This is a genomic window from Paenarthrobacter nitroguajacolicus (genome assembly GCF_007786235.1).
Classification (GTDB): domain Bacteria; phylum Actinomycetota; class Actinomycetes; order Actinomycetales; family Micrococcaceae; genus Arthrobacter; species Arthrobacter nitroguajacolicus_A.
In genome coordinates this window covers 98376-119047 of record NZ_VNFK01000001.1, presented here as the reverse complement: position 1 = coordinate 119047, position 20672 = coordinate 98376, and the positions used below count along the sequence as shown (strand labels likewise).

Below are 20672 nucleotides of genomic sequence, written 5' to 3'. Positions count from 1 at the left end.
TCCTCATTCCTGTAATTTGCCCATAAGGAGCACATCCATGGCGCTTATCGATGCCATCCACGCACGCGAGATCCTTGATTCCCGCGGAAACCCGACCGTAGAAGTTGAGGTTCTGCTCTCCGACGGCCAGATCGGCCGCGCAGCAGTTCCGTCCGGTGCTTCCACCGGCGAGCACGAAGCTGTCGAACTCCGCGACGGTGACAAGGGCCGTTACCTCGGTAAAGGTGTCCAGAAGGCCGTAGACGCCGTCATCGACGAGATCTCCCCGGCCCTCATTGGCTTCGACGCCACTGACCAGCGCAGCATCGACCAGGCCATGATCGACCTCGACGGCACCCCCAACAAGGGCAAGCTTGGCGCCAACGCCATCCTCGGTGTTTCCCTGGCCGTGGCCAACGCCGCAGCAGCTTCGGCCGACCTGCCGCTGTACAAGTACCTCGGCGGCCCGAACGCCCACGTGCTTCCGGTTCCCCTGATGAACATCCTCAACGGTGGCTCGCACGCTGACTCCGATGTGGACATCCAGGAGTTCATGATCGCCCCGATCGGCGCCGAGACTTTCTCCGAAGGCCTGCGCTGGGGTGTTGAGGTTTACCACAACCTCAAGGCTGTCCTGCAGGAAAAGGGCCTCTCCACGGGCCTCGGCGACGAGGGCGGCTTCGCCCCCAACCTGCCGTCCAACCGCGCAGCACTGGATCTCATCCAGGAAGCCATCAAGAACGCCGGCTACACCCCGGGAACGGACATCGCCCTGGCCCTGGACGTCGCATCTTCCGAGTTCTACAAGGACGGTGCCTACCAGTTCGAAGGCAAGGCACTGTCTGCCACCGAGATGAGCGCCTACTACGCTGAGCTCGTTGCCGACTACCCGCTGGTTTCCATCGAGGACCCGCTGGACGAGAATGACTGGGAAGGCTGGAAGACCCTTACCGACACCATCGGTGACAAGGTCCAGCTGGTGGGCGACGACCTCTTCGTCACCAACCCGGTCCGCCTGCAGCAGGGCATCGACTCTGCCACGGCCAACTCGCTGCTGGTCAAGGTCAACCAGATCGGCTCCCTGACCGAAACCCTGGACGCCGTATCCCTGGCCCAGCGCTCCGGCTACACCACCATCACCTCGCACCGCTCCGGCGAAACCGAGGACACCACGATTGCTGACATCGCCGTTGCCACCAACGCCGGCCAGATCAAGACCGGTGCCCCGGCCCGCTCCGAGCGCGTCGCGAAGTACAACCAGCTGCTGCGCATCGAAGAAGAACTCGACGACGCCGCACGCTACGCCGGCCGCAGCGCGTTCCCGCGTTTCAAGGGCTAGCATTCCGCGAAAACAGCTGACCGGTGGCTATGGTGGAAAGACCATAGCCACCGGTTCTGTTTAACGCTGGCAGGTCAGAACAGCAAGCGCAGCAACCGCCAGGCAAGCACCGGGCATTACAGGAGTGTCATGGCCACCCGTCGTCCAAAGGTACCCAGGGCCGATGCCCTTGGCGGCAAGTCCACAGCATCCCGCCCGTCGGGCGCCGGCGCGGGGTCCGCCGGTACAGCTTCCGGCAGTGAAGGCGCCGACGTCATCAAGGGCGAGTTTGGCGCCACCCGCACTGCCGCGAAGTCTTCGACGCCGGCAACTGCGGCCCCGGCGCGGGCCGGCAGCAGCAAGACTTCCAGCAGCAAGACTTCCACCAGCAAGACGGTGGGAGCTAAGACCCCGCCGGTGAAGGCGGCGGAAAAGGCTTCGGATAAGCCTGGGTCCGACGCCAAGGACGAACGCGATCTTGATCCCGTACCGGCCAAGGCTTTCTCCGGACGGATGCTGGCACTGGCCGTCGTGATGATTGCCATCACCATCATGCTGGCTCCCACGGTGAAGATCTTCCTCGAAAAGCGCGCCGAAATCTCCGCGCTGGAAGCCGAAATCGCGGGCAAGAAAGCGGAGCAAACGGAGCTCAACAAACAGCTCTCCCGGTGGCAGGACCCCAACTACGTGAAACAGCAGGCCCGCGACCGCATTAACATGGTTATGCCGGGTGAAACGGGTTACTGGGTGTTTGGGGGAGAAGAAGCCGCCGGCACTCCGGGTGGCCGCACCGGCTCCGGATCGTCGGCCAACCCGGAGAATCTGCCCTGGGTGGATGCTCTCTGGGAGTCAATCAGACGATCGGCAACTGACTAGACGCGGTGCCCACCGCCGTCGTGTCCGCATGGGACACGGCAATAAGGGCAGGAAGGTTGGCAGCGCAAGTGGAAGAGAACACGGCAGCCGTGCCGCAGGAATCCCGCCAGCCATCAGCACATGATCTAGAGGTCCTGAGCCGCCAACTCGGCCGGCCGGTCCGTGATGTGGTGGAGATCCCCGCGCGGTGCATATGCGGTAATCCGCTGGTCGCGGCCACTGCGCCCCGGCTCAGCAACGGAACACCGTTTCCCACAACGTTCTATCTGACTCACCCTGTCATCACCTCCGCTGTCTCGCGGTTGGAAGCCGGCGGGCTCATGAACCGGATGAACGACCACCTGACCGCCGACCCCGAGCTCGCCAGTGCCTACGAAAGTGCCCACGAGGCCTACCTTCAGGCACGCAACCAAATCGCCGAGCGCTCAGGCACCGGCGCCGTTCCCGAAATCGATGGGATCTCCGCAGGCGGCATGCCCACCCGTGTGAAGTGCCTGCATGTCCTGGTGGGGCACTCGTTGGCCGCAGGCCCGGGCGTGAATCCGCTCGGCGACGAGGCACTGGCTGCCATCACCGAGTGGTGGACCAAGGACCGTTGTTACTGCGACGGTGCGTGGGACACTGCCGGGGAGGCCCCTTCCCGTGACCTGAGCCGCCATGGCCCGCAAGGACTCCCGGATATCGTTGGCCGTCCGGCACCGGTGCGGAAATCGAAGACTGAACCCCAAAGCGAACAGGAAGGCACCGCATGAGCCGCGTGGCTGCCATTGACTGCGGAACCAACTCCATTCGCCTCCTCATCGCCGACGCTTCCCCCAACGGAGCATCGGGTCCGTTGACCGACGTGGTGCGTGAAATGCGCGTGGTGCGGCTCGGCCAAGGCGTTGACGCGACCGGTGAGCTTGCTCCTGAGGCCTTGGCGCGCACCTTCGCAGCCACGCGCGACTATGCGGAGCTCATCAAGGAACACGGCGCCGAGCGGGTACGTTTCGCTGCCACCTCCGCCACCCGGGATGCCAGCAACCGCCAGGTCTTCGTGGATGGGATCCGGGACTTGCTGGGGGTGGAGCCCGAGGTCATTTCCGGTGACGAGGAAGCCGCACTTTCCTTTGCCGGCGCCAGCAGCGTCCTGCCCGCCACGGGGGAGGACGCCATCCTGGTGGTGGACCTCGGTGGTGGCAGCACAGAATTCGTCCTGGGCGATTCCAACGGTGTCATTGCTGCGCGCTCTGTGGACGTTGGCTGCGTCCGGCTCACCGAACGTCACCTTCGCAGCGATCCGCCCACAGCCGCGCAAATCGCCGCTGCAGAGGCCGACGTCGACGCCGCCCTGGATCTCGCGGCGCAGACGGTGCCGCTTGACCGCGCCACAGCCGTTGTTGGCGTGGCTGGTTCCATCACCACCATCACGGCGCACGCCCTGGGCCTGAGCGAATACCAGCCGGAGCGGATCCATGCGGCCTCCCTGGACCTCCAAACCATCAGCGACGCCTGCACCAACTTGTTGGAAATGACACGGGACGAACGCGCTGCGCTTCCTTACATGCACCCGGGCCGGGTGGACGTTATCGGCGCAGGAGCCTTGGTATGGCGCCGGATCCTGGCACGACTGGCCGTGGTCAGCGACGGGGCCATCAGCACCGCAGTCTCCAGCGAACACGACATCCTGGACGGCATCGCGCTGAGTATCCGGGGAGCCGAATGACGATGCGACACCGCCGCACCCTCTCCGCCGCGCTGGCCACCACGTTGGCCGGCGGGGCGCTGGCGGGTGCGCTGTTGACGGCTCCTGCCGCCAACGCGGACGCGTGGCGTGACAAAGAGTTCTGGCTGAAGGACTCAGGAGTCACCAACGCCTGGCAGGTTTCCAAGGGCGCTGGAGTCAAGGTCGCCATCATCGACAGCGGCATTGACGGAAACCACCCGGACCTCAAGGGCGTTGTGGTCGGCGGAACCGACGTTTCCGGGGCGGGGGCTCCCAACGGGCAGAAGAGCATCGGCGCCAAGACCGAGCACGGGACCTTGGTGGCCACCATGCTGGCTGGCCGCGGACACACCACACCCACCGCCTCAGCCTCTCCGTCGGCTTCGGCGCCACCGCCCGCGCCGCCAACCACACCTCCCGCCGGGGGACCGGACGGAATCGTTGGTGTTGCGCCCGAAGCGGAGATCCTGGCCGTTTCAACCTGGCTGGGGTCCCCGAACCCGGGCGGCAAGACCGATCAGGAACAAATCCCCGATGCCGTGCGCTGGGCAGTGGACAACGGTGCCAAGGTCATCAATATCTCGCTGGGCAGTACGTCGCCGGACTGGCCACAGAGTTGGGACGCGGCGTTCCTGTATGCCGAGCAAAAGGACGTGGTGATTGTTGCCGCCGCGGGCAACCGTGTGGGCGGCAACATCCAGGTGGGCGCCCCGGCCACCATTCCCGGTGTCCTCACGGTAGCCGGCCTTGACGGCGAAGGGCGTGCCAGCGTTGACTCCTCGTCCCAGGGCATCAGCATTGGGGTGGCGGCACCGGCAGAGAAGCTGGTGGGCGGCATTCCCGGCGGAAGCTATGCCGAGTGGGCAGGAACATCTGGAGCTGCGCCCATCGTTTCAGGTGTGGCAGCCCTCATCCGATCCAAATGGCCGGAGATGAGTGCCAACCAGGTCATCAACCGAATCGTCAGCACTGCCAAGGACGCTGGCGCTCCGGGCAAGGACCCGCTGTACGGCTACGGCATCCTTAACGCCGAGGCTGCGCTCAAAGACGACGTGCCCGCTGCCAGCAGCAATCCCTTGGGTTCCATCGCCGACTGGATCCGGGTTCATCGCCGGGGAGACTTCAGCGAGCCTTCGCAGGCACCGGTCGCAAGTCCCACCAGCGCCGCGCCCACCCTGGCGGACCCGACCGTTCCTGCAGCAAAGACGCCCGCCACCATGGACGATGCCCTGCCTGCCGCCGTCGTTCTTGGTTTTGGAGGCCTGTTTCTTGCGCTGGTGACCGGCGCGGCGATCCAGTTGCGGAGGGTCTCCAAGACCCCGGGGCCGGTAGTGGATGAGGCGGAGACCGGGGTGCTGGAGACGGTTGATCCGCCCGCCAAGACGTAGTTAGTGAAGATTTTCACAAAGTACTGTAGTCTGGTCTCATGGCAACCACCCCAGAGCTCATTGACCGTCCCCGGGTTCTCGTCGTCGGCGGCGGCTACGTCGGCCTGTACGTAGCACTCAAACTGCAGAAGAAGATCGCGAACGCAGGCGGCATCGTCACCGTCGTTGATCCACTGCCGTACATGACTTACCAGCCCTTCCTGCCGGAAGTAGCTGGTGGCAACATCGAGGCACGCCACGCCGTCGTCTCCCACCGTCAGCACCTCAAGCAGACTGAGCTCATCCAGGGCCGCGTCACCAGCATCGACCACGCCAACCGGACCGCGGTCATCGCTCCGTCCGATGGCGGCGAAAACTTCGAAATCCCGTACTTCGACGTCGTCATTGCGGCAGGTGCCATCACCCGTACGTTCCCCATCAAGGGCCTCGCGGACAAGGGCATCGGCCTGAAGACCATCGAGGAAGCCGTTGCACTGCGCAACAAGGTGCTGGAGCGCATCGAAGCCGCTTCCACCATGACGGACCCCGCAGAGCGCGCCAAGGCACTGACCTTCGTGGTTGTCGGCGGCGGTTTTGCCGGCATCGAGTGCCTCACCGAAATGGAAGACCTTGCCCGCGCCGCCGTGCGGAACAACCCGCGCATCCGCCAGGAAGAAGTCCGCTTCATCCTGGTCGAAGCCATGGGCCGCATCATGCCCGAGGTCACGGCCTCGCAGGCCGAGTGGGTCGTGGAGCACCTCCGCAGCCGCGGCATTGAAGTTCTCCTCAACACCTCCTTGGACAGCGCCGAGGGCAACCTCAAGCTGATCAACCTCCCGGACAAGACTCCCGCCCAGGAAGTTGAAGCCGACACCCTGGTATGGGCTGCCGGTGTGCAGGCCAACCCGATGATCCGTTCCACCGACTTCCCGTTGGAACCGCGTGGCCGCGTTCGCGTCCTCCCGGACCTGCGTATCGCAGGCGACGAAGGCATCGTGGAGAACGCCTGGGCAGCCGGCGACATCGCCGCTGTTCCGGACCTCACGGGCAAGGGTCTGCCGGACGGTACCTGCGTCCCCAACGCCCAGCACGCACTGCGCCAGGCCAAGAAGCTCGCCAAGAACCTGTGGGCTTCCCGCTGGGACAAGCCGCTGCACGACTACAAGCACAAGAACCTCGGTGCTGTTGCCGGCTTCGGCGAGTGGAAGGGTGTTGCCAACATCAACCTGCTCGGCCGCATCGGCCTCAAGGGCGGCCTCGCCTGGCTGGCACACCGTGGTTACCACGGCATGGCCATGCCCACGGTTGAGCGCAAGTTCCGCGTGATCTTCGGCTGGATCCTGGCCTTCTTCGCAGGCCGCGACACCACGCAGCTGATGGATCTCGACAACCCGCGGGGTGCCTTCGTGGCTGCAGCGACGCCGGCCCCCAAGCCCGCCGCTGCTCCGGCGCCGGTGGAAGCCAAGCCTGTAGCGGAAGAAGTCAAGACGCCGGTTACGGCCGACGCCAAGTAGTTTCCGCCCGACGGCGGTCGCTCCCTTAGGGGGAGTGGCCGCCGTCGGCGTTTAAGCGGTTGCGCTGCCCACGCCCCTAGACTGTTTCCATGTCCGGCGAAACCGACCTGAAGACCCTCGTGGAATCCCTGCACCCTGTAGTCCGGGAAGGCGCTTACGTCTACGCTCTCTGGCCGCACGGCCGCCCGCTGGAGGGCGCAATAGAGGCTGCCGTCCGCGAAGCGGAAGGCCTCACAGTTGTCCTCCACCGGGACGAAGCCGACAGGCTGGGCCTTAGCTACGATTTCGTGGCTTCCTGGATTACGCTGCAGGTCCACTCGGCACTGGAAGCCGTGGGACTGACGGCTGCAGTCAGCGCCGCTTTGACGCACGCGGGAATCAGCTGCAACGTCCTGGCAGGTTTCCACCACGACCACCTCCTGGTGCCTTCCGCCGACGCCGATCGGGCCGTGGAGGTGTTGCGGCTCCTCGCGCGCGGTGTGGTCCTGCGTTCGGAGCGACCGGAGGACCGGCCCGAGATCCTGGAATTGACGGCCCGGGCGTTCTCTGTCTCTCCGGTGACGGGGGAGCCGGTTGAGGGCACACCGATTGAGGTGGGCCTGCTGCGGGAGCTCTTTGAGTGCAGCGAGTACATTCCGGACTTCAGCATCGTGGCCGAAATGGGCGGCGAGATTGTGGGTCACGCCATCAGCACCCGGGGCTGGATCGATGACTTGGAGCTTATTGCGCTGGGCCCCATCGGCGTGCTGCCGCCTTTCCAGCGGCGTGGCGTTGGTTCGGCGCTGATGCGTGAGACGGCGGCCCGTGCCACCGCCGCGGGGGAGCCAGGGATCGCGCTCCTCGGCAGCCCGCTCTATTATCCGCGCTTCGGTTATGTGCCGGCCACGACTGTGGGCGTACAACCACCGGAGGAGGTGTGGGGCGATCACTTCCAGCTGCTGACCCTGCCGGAGTGGCCCGACGGCGTCCGCGGCACCTTCCGCTACGCCGAACCCTTCAACCGGCTATAGCTGGGATACCATGGTCCGGGCGCCCCAGTAGCCCAATTGGCAGAGGCATCGGACTTAAAATCCGCGTGTTGTGGGTTCGAGTCCCACCTGGGGCACTGGCGGAAGGTGAGAGCTCTTTCTCCCTTCCGCCGGGCTGTTCTCTCCTTCATTGTCTTTTCCCAGCAACCTCGTAGATTCCCCACAGGCAACGAGTGTTATAGGGATGTGACCTGAATCACTTATGTTCGCCGATCAATTGCATTAGTTTGAGTCTTAATCAGGAACACCTGAGTAATCGCATCAAAGGCAGTTCGCACCTTTCGATCGAGGAGACAACGAATGTTTGATCTTTCCCCAGCGGCGCCCCGAGCCGCCAAGCTAACAGCGCTTGGCATTGGGGTCGCTCTCTTGGCCACAGCTTGTGGTGGGTCTTCGACGCCTACCCAGACTGGGTCTTCATCCGCCGCCGCGGCAGGCATTTCCTGCCCGGCACCGAGCGGCGGGGCGGGGGCCGGCAACAGCCAGGCTGCCACCAACACGGGACCTGTACCTCCCTCGACCACTACCACGGCTACGCCGCTTAAGCTTGGATCGCTCCTGCCGACAACGGGGTCGCTGGCGTTCCTCGGCCCACCTGAAATCGCCGGCGTCAACCTCGGCATCAAGGAAGTCAACGATGCTGGTGGCGTCCTGGGCGCCCCTGTCTCTGTAGTCCACCGCGACTCCGGCGACACCAAGACGGACATCGCCACCCAGTCCACCACGGCACTCCTTGGCCAAGGCGTGAGCGCAGTTATTGGTGCAGCTTCCTCCGGTGTTTCCAAGACGGTCATCAACCAGATCACCGGCGCTGGCGTTATCCACTTCTCGCCCGCAAACACCTCGCCTGACTTCACCACGTGGGACGACAAGGGCCTCTACTGGCGTACTGCGCCGTCCGACGTCCTGCAGGGCAAGGTCCTCGGTAACTACATGGCCACCTGTGGTGCCCAGACCGTCGGCATGATCGTCCTGAACGATGCCTACGGAACCGGCCTCCAGAAGAACGTCAAGGAAGCCTTCGAGGCAGCCGGTGGCAAGGTTGTTGCTGAAGAACTCTTCAATGAGGGCGATTCTCAGTTCAGCAGCCAGGTGGACAAGGTCCTTGCAGCAAAGCCTGACGCCATCGCATTGATCACCTTCGACCAGGCAAAGAGCATCGTGCCACTGATCACCGGCAAGGGCATCAAGCCCACGCAGTTGTTCATGGTTGACGGTAACACCTCGGACTACAGCAAGGACTTCCAGGCAGGCACCATGAAGGGCGCGCAGGGAACCATTCCCGGTACGTTCGCCAAGGACGCCTTCAAGCAGAAGCTCCTCGCCATCGATCCCGCCCTGAAGGATTACAGCTACGCAGGCGAGTCCTACGACGCCGTCAACCTGATCTCGCTGGCCTCTGAGGCCGCCAAGAGCACCAAGGGTACGGACATCGCAGCCAAGCTGAAGGAAGTCTCTGAAGGCGGCGAGAAGTGCACTGACTTCCCGTCCTGTGTCACCCTGCTCCGCGAGGGCAAGGACATTGACTACGACGGCCAGTCCGGTCCGGTAACGTTCTCCGATGCTGGTGACCCCACCGAGGCGTACATCGGTATCTACGAATACCAGGATGACAACACCTACAAGCCGGTCCGCGAAGAGTTCGGCAAGCTCTAAGCCGAACGCCAGCTAGGCCGAAACCACTAAACAGGTCCCCTTCCTCACCAGGAAGGGGACCTGTTCTGCGTTAAGGCCTCGGCCGTTGCTTAACCACAGGGAGGGAAGCCCCGAAGAACCCTTTCCACCATCTCAACGCCCTGCTGTTCAAAAGAGGCGTCTCCCACCTGGTGGGCCCAGACCACTGTGCCCACAGACTGGTTGAGGTTCTCCAAAGTCCAGAGCTGCCGGTCCTGTTCCGTGACGATCATCTTGCCCAATCCCTCATGGAATGCCGTCCGCAGTGCGGGTTGTGACAGGAACTGCTGATGGCTGAGCCGCACCAGGTCGTGGACCCATGGCCGTACCTCGGCACGGCCGAAGTCAATGACCTTGATGTGGCCGGCGTCCTGCAGCCAATTCCTGTGCTGGTAATCGCCGTGGGTCGTCACCAGTTCGACGGGGCCAAGGTCAACGGAGGCCAAGGTGTCCCGGAGGCGGCTTTGCGTCTCGCCGGGCAGGAGTCCCTGGGCGGTGTCAATCAGGAAGCCCGTCTTCACCGTCAAAGCACGAACGTATCCCCGCGATGTTCCTGCCGACTGATGCAAAGCGGCCAGGATAGCGCCGGCCTCACGGTAGGTTGCAGGGTCTGTCTCGGCATCCGTTCCGGCAACGAGTTTCCCGGGAAGGTAGGTGGTGACCAGGATCCCTGCCTCTGGCGCGGCGTGCCTGAGCGTGGGGACACGGCCTTCAAGCCCAGACAGGCCTCGTGCATGTGCTGCAATCTCCCGGCGGATGTGGTGGCTGGTGGTGCTGGCTTTGACGATGTAATGGCGACCGTCGTGACCGGCGACCTGCAGGACCGTAGTGTCCTGCAGCGGCCAGGAATGGTCCTGTATCACCGCGTAAATGCCCAACCACGAAGTCAGCAGCTCATGCTGCTGTTCTGTGATGCTTCCAGTCATCAGTCCAGCTTGCCATCGGTGCCCCGTGGCGGCCGCCACAGGGCCCTCTGGCGAGTCCTTAACGAAGGAGGGCTCCGGGAGGTGATCCCGGAGCCCTCCTGCGCAGGTGGGGCTGCGCGCCTAGACCTCGTCGGCCAGCGTACCCAAGTAGAGCTGGATGACCTTGGGGTCCTTCATAAGCTCACGGCCAGTACCCGTGTACGCATCCTTGCCTTGGTCAAGGACATAGCCGCGGTCGCAGATCTGCAGGCAGCGGCGGGCATTCTGTTCCACCATGATCACGGAGACGCCTGCGCGGTTGATCTCGTGCACGCGGAGGAAGGTCTCGTCCTGTTTGACGGGGGAGAGGCCTGCCGATGGCTCATCGAGCAGCAGTACGGCCGGGTCCATCATGAGGGCCCTGCCCATGGCCACCATCTGACGTTCGCCGCCGGAGAGGGAACCCGCTCGCTGTGCACGCCGCTTGCCCAGTTCCGGAAATAGGCTGGTCACAAAGTCGAACCGCTCGGAGAAGTCCTTGGGCCGCTGGAACATACCCATTTGGAGGTTCTCTTCGATGGTCAGCGTGGCGAACACGTTGTTGGTCTGCGGGACGAAGCCGACGCCCTGGGTGACCAGCTTGTTGGCCTTCAAACCGGTGAGGTCCTGGCCTCGGACCACTACCGTGCCGGAGTGGACCTTCACGAGGCCGAACATGGCCTTCAGGAGCGTGGATTTTCCGGCGCCGTTGGGGCCGATAATGCCGATCAACTCGCCCTTGCGGGCCTCGATACTGCAGCCATTGAGGATGTTGACGCCTGGGATATAGCCAGCCACCAAGTTGGTGACTTTGACGACGGAATCGCCAGCGGGGGCGGCTGCCGAGGCGGGCATTGCGCTGGTGCTGCTCATCGACCGTCCTCCTTCTTGGGTTCTTCGATCTCGGACAGGATGCCTGCGTCTTCGGTTCCGACCACTGACTCCTCGTCGGCCTCAAGTTCTGCTTCGAGTTCCTTGATGCCTTCAGCGTCGCCAAGGTCTACGTCGTGGTGGGCGCCAAGGTAGGCGTCGATGACGGCGGGGTTCTTCATGACTTCACCGGGAGGTCCTTCGGCCACTACCTTGCCCTCTGCCATGACCACCACCCAGTCGGCAATATGGCGCACCATGTTCATGTCGTGCTCCACGAAGAGCACAGTCATGCCCTCAGCCTTGAGGTTCTTGATGTGGTCCAGGAGCGACTGGGTCAGGGCGGGGTTCACGCCGGCCATGGGCTCATCGAGCATCACCAGCTTGGGCCGCACCATCAGGGACCGTGCCATTTCCAGGAGCTTGCGCTGGCCGCCTGAGAGGGACGCGGCGTAGTCGTCCTTCTTGGCGTCAAGCTTGAACTTCTCCAACAGCACGTTGGCCTGGGCGGTGATCTCCTTCTCGCGACTTCCCCACATGCCTTTGAACAGGGCCTTGGAGAGCCGTTCCCCGGGCTGGTCAGCCGCGCCGAGCCGCATGTTTTCCATGACCGTCAGCTTGCCCATGACCTTTGTCAGCTGGAAGGTGCGGACCATGCCCATGCGTGCCACTTTGTAGGAGGAAACGCCTGCCAGGCTGTTGCCTTCGAACTGCCATTTGCCCGAGTTGGGGGTGTCGAATCCGGTGAGCAGGTTGAACAAGGTGGTCTTGCCGGCACCGTTGGGACCGATCAACGCGGTGATCTTGTGCCGTGGGATCTCGAGGTACTCGACATCCACGGCGTTGATCCCGCCGAAGGACCGTGTGACGTCCTCCGCCACGACGATCGGATCGCGCTTCTTGCAGCCCGGGGTGTTTTCCCCGACGGCGATGGGCCGCGAATCGGTCATGTAGTCAATATTTTCGGTATTGCGTTCGTTGGTCTCACTCATGCGAAAGCAAGCTCCTTCTTATTGCCGAAGACGCCTTGCGGGCGGAAGATCATCAGGAGCATCAGTGCGACGCCTACCAGGATGTAGCGCAGCTGGCCGGCCTGGACCGTGGTTAGCCAGGTGACAACCCCTGATTCGATGAGGCCGTAGAGCAGGCTCTGTGTCAGGGAGAGAACCACCCAGAAGATCATTGCTCCGATGACGGGCCCCAGGACTGTAGCCATGCCACCCAGCAGGAGGCAGGTCCAGAGGAAGAAGGTCAGTTCAGTGCCGTAGTTGGACGGCTGGACAGCGCCGCGGGGGAGCGTGAAGATCATCCCCGCCAAGGCGCCCAGGACGCCACCGATGATCAGTGCCTGCATCTTGTACGCGTAGACGTTCTTGCCCAATGAGCGGACTGCGTTCTCGTCTTCGCGGATGCCCTTCAGGACGCGGCCCCAGGGGCTGCGCATCAGCAGCCATACCAGCACGCAGCAGACGATCACCAAGCCCCAACCGACGACCCGGATGAAGAAGTCGCGGTTGTTCATGCCCATGTAGGACCCCTCCGGGAAGGGGTTCATTGAGTAGAAGGTGCCTTCAAATGCTGCAAGGCCATTAGCCGAGCCGGTAACGCTGGTGAGCTGGTTGGTGGTCACCACATAGCGGACAATTTCGGCCGCTGCGATGGTGACGATTGCCAGGTAGTCCGCCCGAAGCCGGAGAGTAGGAATACCGAGGATAAAGGCGAAGATCACCGAACACAGCACGGCGATGAGCAAGGCGAGGAAGAACGGGGCGTCGAAGCTCAACGTGGAGATTGCGAAGCCGTAGGCACCAACTGCCATGAAGCCCGCTTGACCGAAGTTCAGCAGGCCTGAGTAGCCGAAGTGAACCGCAAGGCCCAAGGCGGCAAGCGCGTAGGCCGCCGTCGTTGGACTGAACAATTCGCCAAGGGCGCTGGAAAGAATAAATCCGAAGTCCATGGCCCGCTCCTAACCCACACGCTCACGCCGGCCGAGGATACCCTGCGGTCGGAACAGAAGGACAACAATCATGATGAACAGGGCACCGACATACTTGAGGTCGGCGGGAAGGCCGAACACGGTAGTCAGTTCCACGAAGATGCCGACGACGATCGAACCGATCAGGGCACCGAAGACAGTGCCCAGACCACCGAGGGTGACACCGGCGAAGATGAGAAGCAGGATCTGCGAACCCATGTCGAAGGTAACTCCTGGCCGGTAGTACGCCCACAGGATGCCACCGAGGGAGGCGAGGACGCCGCCCACGATCCAGACAATGCGGATGACGGAATCGACGTCGATGCCGGACGCGGCCGCCAGTGCGGGGTTGTCCGCAACTGCGCGGGTTGCCTTGCCAAGACGGGTCTTCAGCAGGACGATGCCGATCAAGGCAATCACCACCGCGCTGATGATCAGTGACCAAAGGTTGTTCGGCGAGATGGAAACCGGCCCGATCTGGATCTCGGCGCTTTGTGCGCCAGGCAGTTGCTGGGTTGCGCCGCCGAAGAAGAACTGGATGACGTATCGGATGGCCAATGCGAGGCCGATGCTGACGATCATCATCGGGACAAGGCCGGAGCCACGTTTCCTCAAGGGGCGCCATAGTCCTGCGTCCTGGACGTATCCGAAGACACCGCCGCCAACCAGCGCAAGCAGGATGGCCAGCCAGAAGGGCAGGCCGAAACCGTTGAACATGAAGACGAGGACGGCTCCCAGCGTCACCATCTCGCCGTGGGCGAAGTTGGTGAGGCCTGTGGTGCCGAAGATCAGGGAGAGGCCCACTGAGGCGAGGGCGAGCAAGAGGCCGAAGCTCAAGCCTGCTACGAGGCGGTTGAGGAGGTTCTGGCCAAAGTCCTGTTGCTGGACCACGATGCCTTCTCCGAAGGCGAAGATCACCGACAAATTGGACGTCTGGCTGAACGTGACATCGCGGGGATTGTCCTGGCCTTCAGCCAGTGCGATGCCCTCCGGCAAGGTGGAGGTGTCCAGCTCAATGGTGTAGGTGCCCTGGACGGGAACGCCAATAGTCCAGGCGCCGTTGGCTCCGGAGGTGGCTTCACCTTCGAATCCGTTGCCTGATGCTTTGATCTTGACGCCGGGTATGGGGGCCCGGGCATCATCGCGGAGGAATCCGCTGATGTTGTTCTGGAAAGTAGTTGGTGATGGCGAAGGCGAGGGGGTGGTTGCCTGTGCCGAGGGGGCGGCGATCAACAGAGTGGCGATGAGGGCTGCGAATAGTGCCCCCACAACTCTCTGCAGTCCCTTGGACCGTCTGATGGACGGGTCGCGCAGTGTGCTTCTCAAAATGGAAACCTCCACAGTGGGGGTGGTCCCGGCTGCGCCCTTGCAGCCGGTGCGAACGGTCATGGGGCTTGTGAACAGTCCTTGCCTAGCTGCCTCGATTGTGATCTAAGTCACCCATGTGTGGCCTATGTTACCGCTCGGTGGACTGAATGAATGCCCAGTTCGGGGGTGCAAAGATCGCGATCAGGTAACAACTGTGAAGCTGCATGCAACCAGTGATGTAGCACCGCTTAAGTAAACCTTTGTTGTTTGAGGGTGTTACTAAACGTTCGGGTGGGTGCCCGTACCGGACAATCTTCCATTTTCTTGTCACGGTTGCGTTTCGTCTGGGTGAACAAGGGAACTTTCCCTGCCGCGGGCGCGTGGTAATTGGTACCGTGAATTATCACTTAGCCCTTTTTCAGGAGGACACCCGCAATGGCACTTGGCGGAAACCCAGTCTTCAACGGAAAGAATTTCCGTGGAGCAAAGCAGGCCCCGCCTGTACCGCAAAATCCGTACGGCCAGCAGTTTAACCAAGCACCCGGCCGGGCACCCGGACAGGTGATGGACGGCCACGCGGCCTGGTCGGCACAGCAGCAGAACATGACCAATGAGCAGCTGCAGCAGATGTACAACCAGCCGGCTGCCGGCCCGGCTGACACCGGACGCATGACGTATGACGACGTGATCATGAAGACCGTCGCCTGCCTCGTGGTGCTGATCATCGGCGCCGGCGTCACGCTGTTCGTGGCCCCCGCGCTCTCCACCATGCTGATGATCGTCGGTGCCTTGGGCGGATTCGTCCTGGCCTTGGTCAACACGTTCAAGAAGCAGCCGTCCCCGGCCCTGATCCTCGCCTACGCTGGCCTCGAAGGCCTGTTCCTTGGTGGCCTTACCCGCATCCTCGACGGAATGTACCCGGGCGTCGGCCTTCAAGCCGTCATCGGCACGTTGGCAGTCTTCGGCGTCACCCTGGTGCTCTTCAAGAGCGGCAAGGTCCGCGCCACTCCCAAGATGGTGCGCTTCTTCATGATCGCAACCATCGGTTACGCGGTCTTCGCGCTGATCAACCTGGTAATGATGTGGACCGGCGCGGTGCAGGAGCCCTTCGGCCTGCGCACGAGCATCACGATTGCAGGCATCCCGCTGGGCGTCTTCATCGGCATCCTGGCCATCGGCTTGGCGGCTTTCTCGCTGATCATGGACTTCACCAGCATCGAAGAAGGCGTTCGCGCCGGCGCCCCGGAGCGTTACTCCTGGGTTGCAGCATTCGGCCTGACGGTCACCCTGGTGTGGCTGTACGTCGAAATCATCCGCCTGCTGGCAATATTGCGAGGCGACGACTAACTCCCTCGGAGTACGTCCACGCAGAACTGCCCCCGAAGATACTTCGGGGGCAGTTGTGCGTCCCGAGCCTTTGAACTAGCTCAAGCGCTCAAACACCACGGCCATGCCCTGACCGCCACCAACGCATAGTGTTGCCAGGCCCAGCGTTCCGTCGCGTTCCTTCAAGCCGTTCAGCAATGTGCTGGTCATGCGTGCGCCCGTCATGCCGAACGGGTGCCCCAACGCAATCGCACCGCCGTGGACATTGAGTTTGGCGGGGTCGATGCCCAGTTCCCGTGCACTCGCCACAACCTGGACAGCAAACGCTTCGTTGAGCTCCACCAGATCGATGTCGGACATGGTGAGCCCGGCCATAGCCAAAGCCCGACGAGAGGACTCCACCGGCCCCATTCCCATGAGCTCCGGGGAGAGAGCGCTGACACCGGTAGACACCACGCGAGCCAGAGGTTCCAGTCCAAGTTCTTGTGCTCGAGTGTCGCTCATGACTACTACGGCGGCGGCGCCATCGTTGAGTGGGCAGGCATTGCCGGCGGTGACCGTGCCATCGGGACGGAAAACCGGCTGCAGCGCCGACACTGCCTCCAAGGTCACCCCCGGCCGGGGAGAGTCGTCCCGGTCCACGACGCTGCCGTCCCTGCGGGTGTACGGTGTGATGTCGCGGGAGTAAAACCCGGCGGCTATTGCGGCCTCGGCGCGGTTCTGGCTCAGTACGCCCCACTCGTCCTGCTCGGCCTTGCCGATGCCGTAACTGGTGGCAACGTTCTCCGCAGTTTGGCCCATGGAGATGTAGATGTCCGGCAGCCGGCCGCCCAGGCGCGGATCGGTCCACGGAATATTGGACGCCGCGCGGGCTGCCGTGCGTTGCGCTGCTGCCTCGAAGAGCGGGTTGTGGTTTGCGGTATCGGTTTCGCCGGCCCCGGCCCAATTCTGGTACCGGGACACACTTTCCACCCCAGCGGCGACAATCGCGTGAGCTTCGCCGGCTTTGATGGCGTGGAAGGCCATCCGCAGGGTTTGCAGGCTCGAGGCGCAGAAACGGTTGATGGTCGCTGCGGGCACCCGATCCAGCCCAGCGAGGACAGCCACCACGCGGGCCATGTTGGATCCGGCTTCGCCGCTGGGTTCCGCGCAGCCCAGGAGGATGTCGTCCAGACCTCGACCATCGTCGGCGCCGGGATCGAAGCCGGGGATCTTGGTGAGGGCAGCCTGCACCATGGCCGTGGCGAGGTCGTCCGGGCGCTCGTCCTTCAGGGAACCCTTGAAGGCCCGCCCAATGGGGCTTCTGGCAGTGGAAACAATGACAGCCTCAGTCATGGCCCCAGCTTACGCCCGGCATCAGGACGGACGCCGAGGAAGTCAGGCCAGGCGCAGGGCGCCGGCCGCCGGGGTCACGGTGAAGATGTCCGGTGTAGTGAAGCCCGCCTCCGCGAAGGAACGCACGACGGCGTCACGCACCTGCTGCTCCTGGCCCACCGGCGTCAGGGCGATGGCTGAGCCGCCAAAGCCGCCACCGGTCATGCGGGCGCCGATGGCACCGTTCGCCCGGGAAGTATCCACGGCCAGATCCAGCTCGGCGCAGGAGATCTCAAAGTCGTCGCGCATGGAGACATGGCTGGCATCCAGCAAAGCACCGATGCTGGCGGGACCATTGCTGCTCAACAGTTCCACCGTCTGAAGCACGCGGTCGTTTTCAGTGACCACGTGGCGGACCCGCCGAAGCGTGGTCTCGTCCAACAGGCCGGAAGCCTCCTCCAAAACCTCGATGCCGACGTCGCGCAGCGCTTTGACGCCGAGGATCTCGGCACCCAACTCGCAGGACGCGCGGCGGGAGGCGTATCCTCCGTCAGCGTGAGAATGCGACACCTTGGTATCGATGACCAGCAGCACCAAGCCCGAGGCTTCGGCGTCGAAGGGGACAAGCTCCACATGCTGGTCACGGCAGTCCAGGAAAACTGCATGACCCTTGGCGCCGCGCAAGGACGCCGACTGATCCATGATTCCGGTGGGCGCACCAACGAAGACGTTCTCCGCACGCTGAGTTGCCAGCACCAGGTCTTCGGCCGCGAAACCGGCGCCGGTCAAGTCGTTGAGGGCCGAGATGACGGCGCACTCGATCGCGTGGGAGGACGAGAGGCCTGCACCCGAAGGAACATCGGAATCGAGCAGGAGGTCAAAGCCGGGAACGTCTATGCCGCGTTCCTTCAACGCCCAGGCAACCCCGAGTGGGTAGCGGGACCAACCTTCCCCGGAGCCGGGTTCCAGGCCTTCGAGGTCGGTTTCCACCAGACCGTGCCCGCCGAAGGTGGACAGCATGCGCACGGCGGAGTCGTCGCGGACCCGCAAAGCTACCTTCGCCGTCTTGTCGATGGCGAAAGGCAGCACAAAGCCTTCGTTGTAATCCGTGTGCTCGCCGATCAGGTTGACGCGTCCCGGCGCCTGCCAGACGCCGTCGGGAGCTGCGTCGAACGTTTCCTGGAAGCGGGCGGCCAGGACGCTGGTGTCAGTGGTGGTGGTCATGCTCGGGTGCCTTCCAGGGTCTTGTTGGCCGCCGGTACTGCGGCGACGCTGCGCAGACGCTCAGCCACGGCTTCCGGTGTGGTGTCGTTGATGAACGCTCCCATGGCGGCCTCTGAGCCGGCCAAGTACTTGAGCTTATCCGCCGCCCGGCGAGGCGAGGTGAGCTGCAGGTGCAGTTGGCCCGCAGGACGAAGGGAAGGGTCCAGTGGTGCCTGGTGCCATGCCGAGATGTACGGCATGGGGGTTGGGTACAAAGAGTCCAGGCGCTTCAGGAGGTCCAGGTAGACAGAGGAGAGCTCGTCGCGCTCCTCACCCGTGAGCGCGGCGAGGTCAGGCACGCTGCGATGCGGTACCAGGTGGATTTCCAAGGGCCAGCGCGCTGCGAAGGGAACATAGGCGCTGAAGTGCTTGGCCTCCAGGACCATGCGGCTGCCGTCTTCGCGTTCGGCGTTGAGGAGTGAAGCCGCGAGCGTTTCCTTCGCGTCGACGTCGTCGTAGTACTTGCGGGCCACGGCGCCGAGCTGTGCGGCGCGGGGCGTTACATAGGGGTAGGCATAAATCTGGCCGTGCGGGTGGTGCAACGTAACACCAATGTCCGCGCCGCGGTTTTCGAAGGGGAAAACCTGCTTGATGCCGGGCAGGGCGCTGAGCGCCTCGGTCCGCTGGGCCCAGGCTTCAATGACGGTACGGGCCCGCGTTTCGCCCAGTTCGGCGAAGGAGCCCGTGTGCTGCGGAGTGAAGGCTACGACCTCGCAGCGGCCGAATGCGGGACCGATGGTGCCGTGGCCGCTATGCCCTGGCGCGGGGAGCGGAGGAATGTCGCCCATGGCCGCTCCCAATGACGGGAAGCGGTTCTCGAAGACCACCACGTCGTAATCCGAAGCCGGGATTTCGGAGGGGTTGGCAGGTGTCGTGGGGCAAATGGGGCATTGGTCCGCCGGGGGGAGGTGCGTCCGGGACTGGCGGTGGGCGGCAACGGCAACCCAATCACCGGAAAGGGCGTCGTACCGGACCTCCCCTGGCTCTCCGCGGGCTGGGAGCTCACGGTGGTCCACCAGTGATTCCGGTGTGCGCGCCGGAGTTCCGGGGTCGTCGAAGTAGATCAGCTCTCGGCTGTCCGCAAGGCGGGTGCTGGTGATACGAGTCATAAAGCCATCATCCCACAAGTGACCAAAAGCGCATAGTTTCTAACAAAAACAAACATTGTTTTCCGGTATGTGGGTGCTCATGAAGTACGGTAATGCCATGCCTGCCTCCCCATCATTCGCTGCTGATCAATCCGAGACCCGCCGGTTCGCCACCGGCCGCCAATTTGAGCTTCGCAGGGATGATGCGCTCGCCGTTATCACCGAACTAGCGGCCGGCCTGCGGCTCTACTCGCGTGCTGGTGTCCAGCTGACGGAAAGCTTCGGCGATGACGACATATCGCCCGGCGCCACCGGCATCACCCTGGCGCCGTGGGCCAACAGGGTGGAGGACGGGATCTGGTACCTCGACGGCAAAAAACAGCAGTTGGACATCACCGAGGCCTCGCGCAACAACGCCAGTCATGGACTCCTGCGGAATGCCGGGTACACGCTGGTGGACGAATCCGAGTTCTCCGTGACGCTCGAGGCCACCATCTTCCCCCAACACGGCTACCCGTTCCTGCTGCGTCACCGCGTCAGGTACGAACTGGATCAAGCGCTGGACCTCCGCGTCTCGCAGACACTGGTCAACGACTCCCAGGGCGCCGCACCCTTCGTCTTGGGCGCCCACCCCTACTTGCGCATCGGCGACGTAGCTCCCGAGGACTTGGTCCTGACGGTGCGGGCAAGCACACGTCTGGTGGCCGATGACCGTTTGATTCCACGCAGCACCGCTGCTGTGGCGGGGGACTACGACTTTTCAGCCGGCGCCGCGGTGGGCAGCCTGCTGGTGGATGTCGCCCTGACGGACCTCTCGTTCGACGGCGGTGTGGCCCGCCAGACGCTGACAGCACCCGATGGACGCAGCGTCAGCCTGGTACAGGACGAGAACTGCCAGTATGTCCATGTCTTCGTCACTGACACGTTCCCGGGCCGCTCCAAGGCAGTAGCCATCGAACCGATGACTGGCCCGGCCAACGCATTCAACAGTGGCGATGGCCTCCGCTGGCTGGCACCCGGCGAGGCCTTCACCATGAACTGGGGCATCACCGCATCCCTGTAGCCCCACGCGGCTGAAGTGAGAGCCGGTTTCCCATACGGCGCGGGCTACGGAATTATGGGT

General features: G+C 63.5%; 18 protein-coding genes and 1 tRNA gene. 11 read left to right on the top strand and 8 right to left on the bottom strand.

Annotated elements, in window-relative coordinates; translation table 11 throughout:
* Nucleotides 1-37: 37 nt before the first annotated feature.
* The 9 genes from eno (at nucleotide 38) to FQP90_RS00470 (ending at nucleotide 9443) form a co-directional block, all read left to right on the top strand.
* Complete coding sequence (eno, locus tag FQP90_RS00510; RefSeq protein ID WP_144647630.1) at nucleotides 38-1318, top strand: phosphopyruvate hydratase; 1281 nt, start codon at nucleotides 38-40, stop codon at nucleotides 1316-1318.
* A gap of 129 nt (nucleotides 1319-1447) precedes the next feature.
* Nucleotides 1448-2173, top strand: coding sequence for an FtsB family cell division protein (locus tag FQP90_RS00505; RefSeq protein WP_144647628.1), 726 nt, complete (start codon nucleotides 1448-1450; stop codon nucleotides 2171-2173).
* 68 nt (nucleotides 2174-2241) lie between these two features.
* Nucleotides 2242-2925, top strand: a complete 684-nt coding sequence (locus tag FQP90_RS00500) for a DUF501 domain-containing protein (protein ID WP_208759897.1) — start codon at nucleotides 2242-2244, stop codon at nucleotides 2923-2925.
* Complete coding sequence (locus tag FQP90_RS00495) at nucleotides 2922-3878, top strand: Ppx/GppA phosphatase family protein (protein WP_144647624.1); 957 nt, start codon at nucleotides 2922-2924, stop codon at nucleotides 3876-3878. The genes FQP90_RS00500 and FQP90_RS00495 overlap by 4 nt, the downstream gene beginning before the upstream one ends.
* Nucleotides 3875-5266 carry a S8 family serine peptidase gene (locus FQP90_RS00490; RefSeq protein WP_144647622.1) on the top strand — a complete coding sequence of 464 codons (1392 nt, stop codon included), beginning with the start codon at nucleotides 3875-3877 and terminating at the stop codon, nucleotides 5264-5266. Before FQP90_RS00495 ends, FQP90_RS00490 begins: the two co-directional genes overlap by 4 nt.
* 38 nt (nucleotides 5267-5304) lie before the next feature.
* Entirely contained in the window at nucleotides 5305-6759 is a 1455-nt protein-coding gene (locus tag FQP90_RS00485; protein WP_144647620.1) for an NAD(P)/FAD-dependent oxidoreductase, read from the top strand.
* A gap of 89 nt (nucleotides 6760-6848) precedes the next feature.
* Nucleotides 6849-7769 carry an N-acetyltransferase gene (locus tag FQP90_RS00480; RefSeq protein WP_144647618.1) on the top strand — a complete coding sequence of 307 codons (921 nt, stop codon included), beginning with the start codon at nucleotides 6849-6851 and terminating at the stop codon, nucleotides 7767-7769.
* 21 nt (nucleotides 7770-7790) lie between these two features.
* Nucleotides 7791-7864: transfer RNA gene (locus tag FQP90_RS00475), tRNA-Leu, on the top strand.
* Between the two features lie 223 nt (nucleotides 7865-8087).
* Entirely contained in the window at nucleotides 8088-9443 is a 1356-nt protein-coding gene (locus tag FQP90_RS00470) for an ABC transporter substrate-binding protein (RefSeq protein ID WP_144647616.1), read from the top strand.
* An 89-nt stretch (nucleotides 9444-9532) separates the two neighbouring features.
* On the opposite strand, the gene FQP90_RS00465 is transcribed toward FQP90_RS00470, so the two are convergent.
* The 5 genes from FQP90_RS00465 to FQP90_RS00445 form a co-directional block, all read right to left on the bottom strand.
* A complete protein-coding gene (locus tag FQP90_RS00465; RefSeq protein ID WP_144647614.1) occupies nucleotides 9533-10387 on the bottom strand; it encodes an aminoglycoside phosphotransferase family protein in 855 nt (284 codons plus the stop codon).
* A gap of 120 nt (nucleotides 10388-10507) precedes the next feature.
* Nucleotides 10508-11278, bottom strand: a complete 771-nt coding sequence (locus FQP90_RS00460; RefSeq protein ID WP_144647612.1) for an ABC transporter ATP-binding protein — start codon at nucleotides 11276-11278, stop codon at nucleotides 10508-10510.
* Nucleotides 11275-12267 (bottom strand): ABC transporter ATP-binding protein, encoded by a 993-nt coding sequence (locus FQP90_RS00455; RefSeq protein ID WP_144647610.1) that lies wholly within the window; start codon nucleotides 12265-12267, stop codon nucleotides 11275-11277. The genes FQP90_RS00460 and FQP90_RS00455 overlap by 4 nt, the downstream gene beginning before the upstream one ends.
* A complete protein-coding gene (locus FQP90_RS00450) occupies nucleotides 12264-13232 on the bottom strand; it encodes a branched-chain amino acid ABC transporter permease (protein WP_144647608.1) in 969 nt (322 codons plus the stop codon). The genes FQP90_RS00455 and FQP90_RS00450 overlap by 4 nt, the downstream gene beginning before the upstream one ends.
* Nucleotides 13233-13241: 9 nt before the next feature.
* Nucleotides 13242-14639, bottom strand: coding sequence for a branched-chain amino acid ABC transporter permease (locus tag FQP90_RS00445; protein ID WP_144647606.1), 1398 nt, complete (start codon nucleotides 14637-14639; stop codon nucleotides 13242-13244).
* A gap of 354 nt (nucleotides 14640-14993) precedes the next feature.
* On the opposite strand from FQP90_RS00445, the gene FQP90_RS00440 reads away from it, so the two are divergent.
* Nucleotides 14994-15905 (top strand): Bax inhibitor-1/YccA family protein, encoded by a 912-nt coding sequence (locus FQP90_RS00440; protein WP_144647604.1) that lies wholly within the window; start codon nucleotides 14994-14996, stop codon nucleotides 15903-15905.
* A gap of 75 nt (nucleotides 15906-15980) precedes the next feature.
* Here the strand turns inward: FQP90_RS00440 and FQP90_RS00435 are convergent, their stop codons facing one another.
* From FQP90_RS00435 to galT, 3 genes are read right to left on the bottom strand one after another with little or no spacing between them, the layout of a single operon-like run.
* Nucleotides 15981-17219 (bottom strand): acetyl-CoA C-acetyltransferase, encoded by a 1239-nt coding sequence (locus FQP90_RS00435; protein WP_144647602.1) that lies wholly within the window; start codon nucleotides 17217-17219, stop codon nucleotides 15981-15983.
* A gap of 42 nt (nucleotides 17220-17261) precedes the next feature.
* Nucleotides 17262-18422, bottom strand: a complete 1161-nt coding sequence (gene galK, locus FQP90_RS00430) for a galactokinase (protein WP_144647600.1) — start codon at nucleotides 18420-18422, stop codon at nucleotides 17262-17264.
* Nucleotides 18419-19570 carry a galactose-1-phosphate uridylyltransferase gene (galT, locus tag FQP90_RS00425; RefSeq protein ID WP_144647598.1) on the bottom strand — a complete coding sequence of 384 codons (1152 nt, stop codon included), beginning with the start codon at nucleotides 19568-19570 and terminating at the stop codon, nucleotides 18419-18421. Before galT ends, galK begins: the two co-directional genes overlap by 4 nt.
* 79 nt (nucleotides 19571-19649) lie before the next feature.
* On the opposite strand from galT, the gene FQP90_RS00420 reads away from it, so the two are divergent.
* On the top strand, nucleotides 19650-20612 hold the full coding sequence (locus tag FQP90_RS00420; RefSeq protein WP_144647596.1) for an aldose 1-epimerase family protein: 963 nt from the start codon (nucleotides 19650-19652) through the stop codon (nucleotides 20610-20612).
* The last annotated feature ends 60 nt before the right edge of the window (nucleotides 20613-20672 follow it).

Bases quoted from the DNA above. Each gene is read 5' to 3' on its own strand.
- FQP90_RS00490 (WP_144647622.1), top strand. From the start codon at position 3,875: ATGACGATGCGACACCGCCGCACCCTCTCCGCCGCGCTGGCCACCACG.
- FQP90_RS00440 (WP_144647604.1), top strand. From the start codon at position 14,994: ATGGCACTTGGCGGAAACCCAGTCTTCAACGGAAAGAATTTCCGTGGA.
- FQP90_RS00450 (WP_144647608.1), bottom strand. From the start codon at position 13,232: ATGGACTTCGGATTTATTCTTTCCAGCGCCCTTGGCGAATTGTTCAGT.
- FQP90_RS00420 (WP_144647596.1), top strand. From the start codon at position 19,650: ATGAAGTACGGTAATGCCATGCCTGCCTCCCCATCATTCGCTGCTGAT.
- FQP90_RS00460 (WP_144647612.1), bottom strand. From the start codon at position 11,278: ATGAGCAGCACCAGCGCAATGCCCGCCTCGGCAGCCGCCCCCGCTGGC.
- FQP90_RS00465 (WP_144647614.1), bottom strand. From the start codon at position 10,387: ATGACTGGAAGCATCACAGAACAGCAGCATGAGCTGCTGACTTCGTGG.
- FQP90_RS00505 (WP_144647628.1), top strand. From the start codon at position 1,448: ATGGCCACCCGTCGTCCAAAGGTACCCAGGGCCGATGCCCTTGGCGGC.
- galT (WP_144647598.1), bottom strand. From the start codon at position 19,570: ATGACTCGTATCACCAGCACCCGCCTTGCGGACAGCCGAGAGCTGATC.
- FQP90_RS00445 (WP_144647606.1), bottom strand. From the start codon at position 14,639: ATGACCGTTCGCACCGGCTGCAAGGGCGCAGCCGGGACCACCCCCACT.
- FQP90_RS00480 (WP_144647618.1), top strand. From the start codon at position 6,849: ATGTCCGGCGAAACCGACCTGAAGACCCTCGTGGAATCCCTGCACCCT.
- FQP90_RS00455 (WP_144647610.1), bottom strand. From the start codon at position 12,267: ATGAGTGAGACCAACGAACGCAATACCGAAAATATTGACTACATGACC.
- FQP90_RS00485 (WP_144647620.1), top strand. From the start codon at position 5,305: ATGGCAACCACCCCAGAGCTCATTGACCGTCCCCGGGTTCTCGTCGTC.
- FQP90_RS00470 (WP_144647616.1), top strand. From the start codon at position 8,088: ATGTTTGATCTTTCCCCAGCGGCGCCCCGAGCCGCCAAGCTAACAGCG.
- FQP90_RS00495 (WP_144647624.1), top strand. From the start codon at position 2,922: ATGAGCCGCGTGGCTGCCATTGACTGCGGAACCAACTCCATTCGCCTC.
- galK (WP_144647600.1), bottom strand. From the start codon at position 18,422: ATGACCACCACCACTGACACCAGCGTCCTGGCCGCCCGCTTCCAGGAA.
- eno (WP_144647630.1), top strand. From the start codon at position 38: ATGGCGCTTATCGATGCCATCCACGCACGCGAGATCCTTGATTCCCGC.
- FQP90_RS00435 (WP_144647602.1), bottom strand. From the start codon at position 17,219: ATGACTGAGGCTGTCATTGTTTCCACTGCCAGAAGCCCCATTGGGCGG.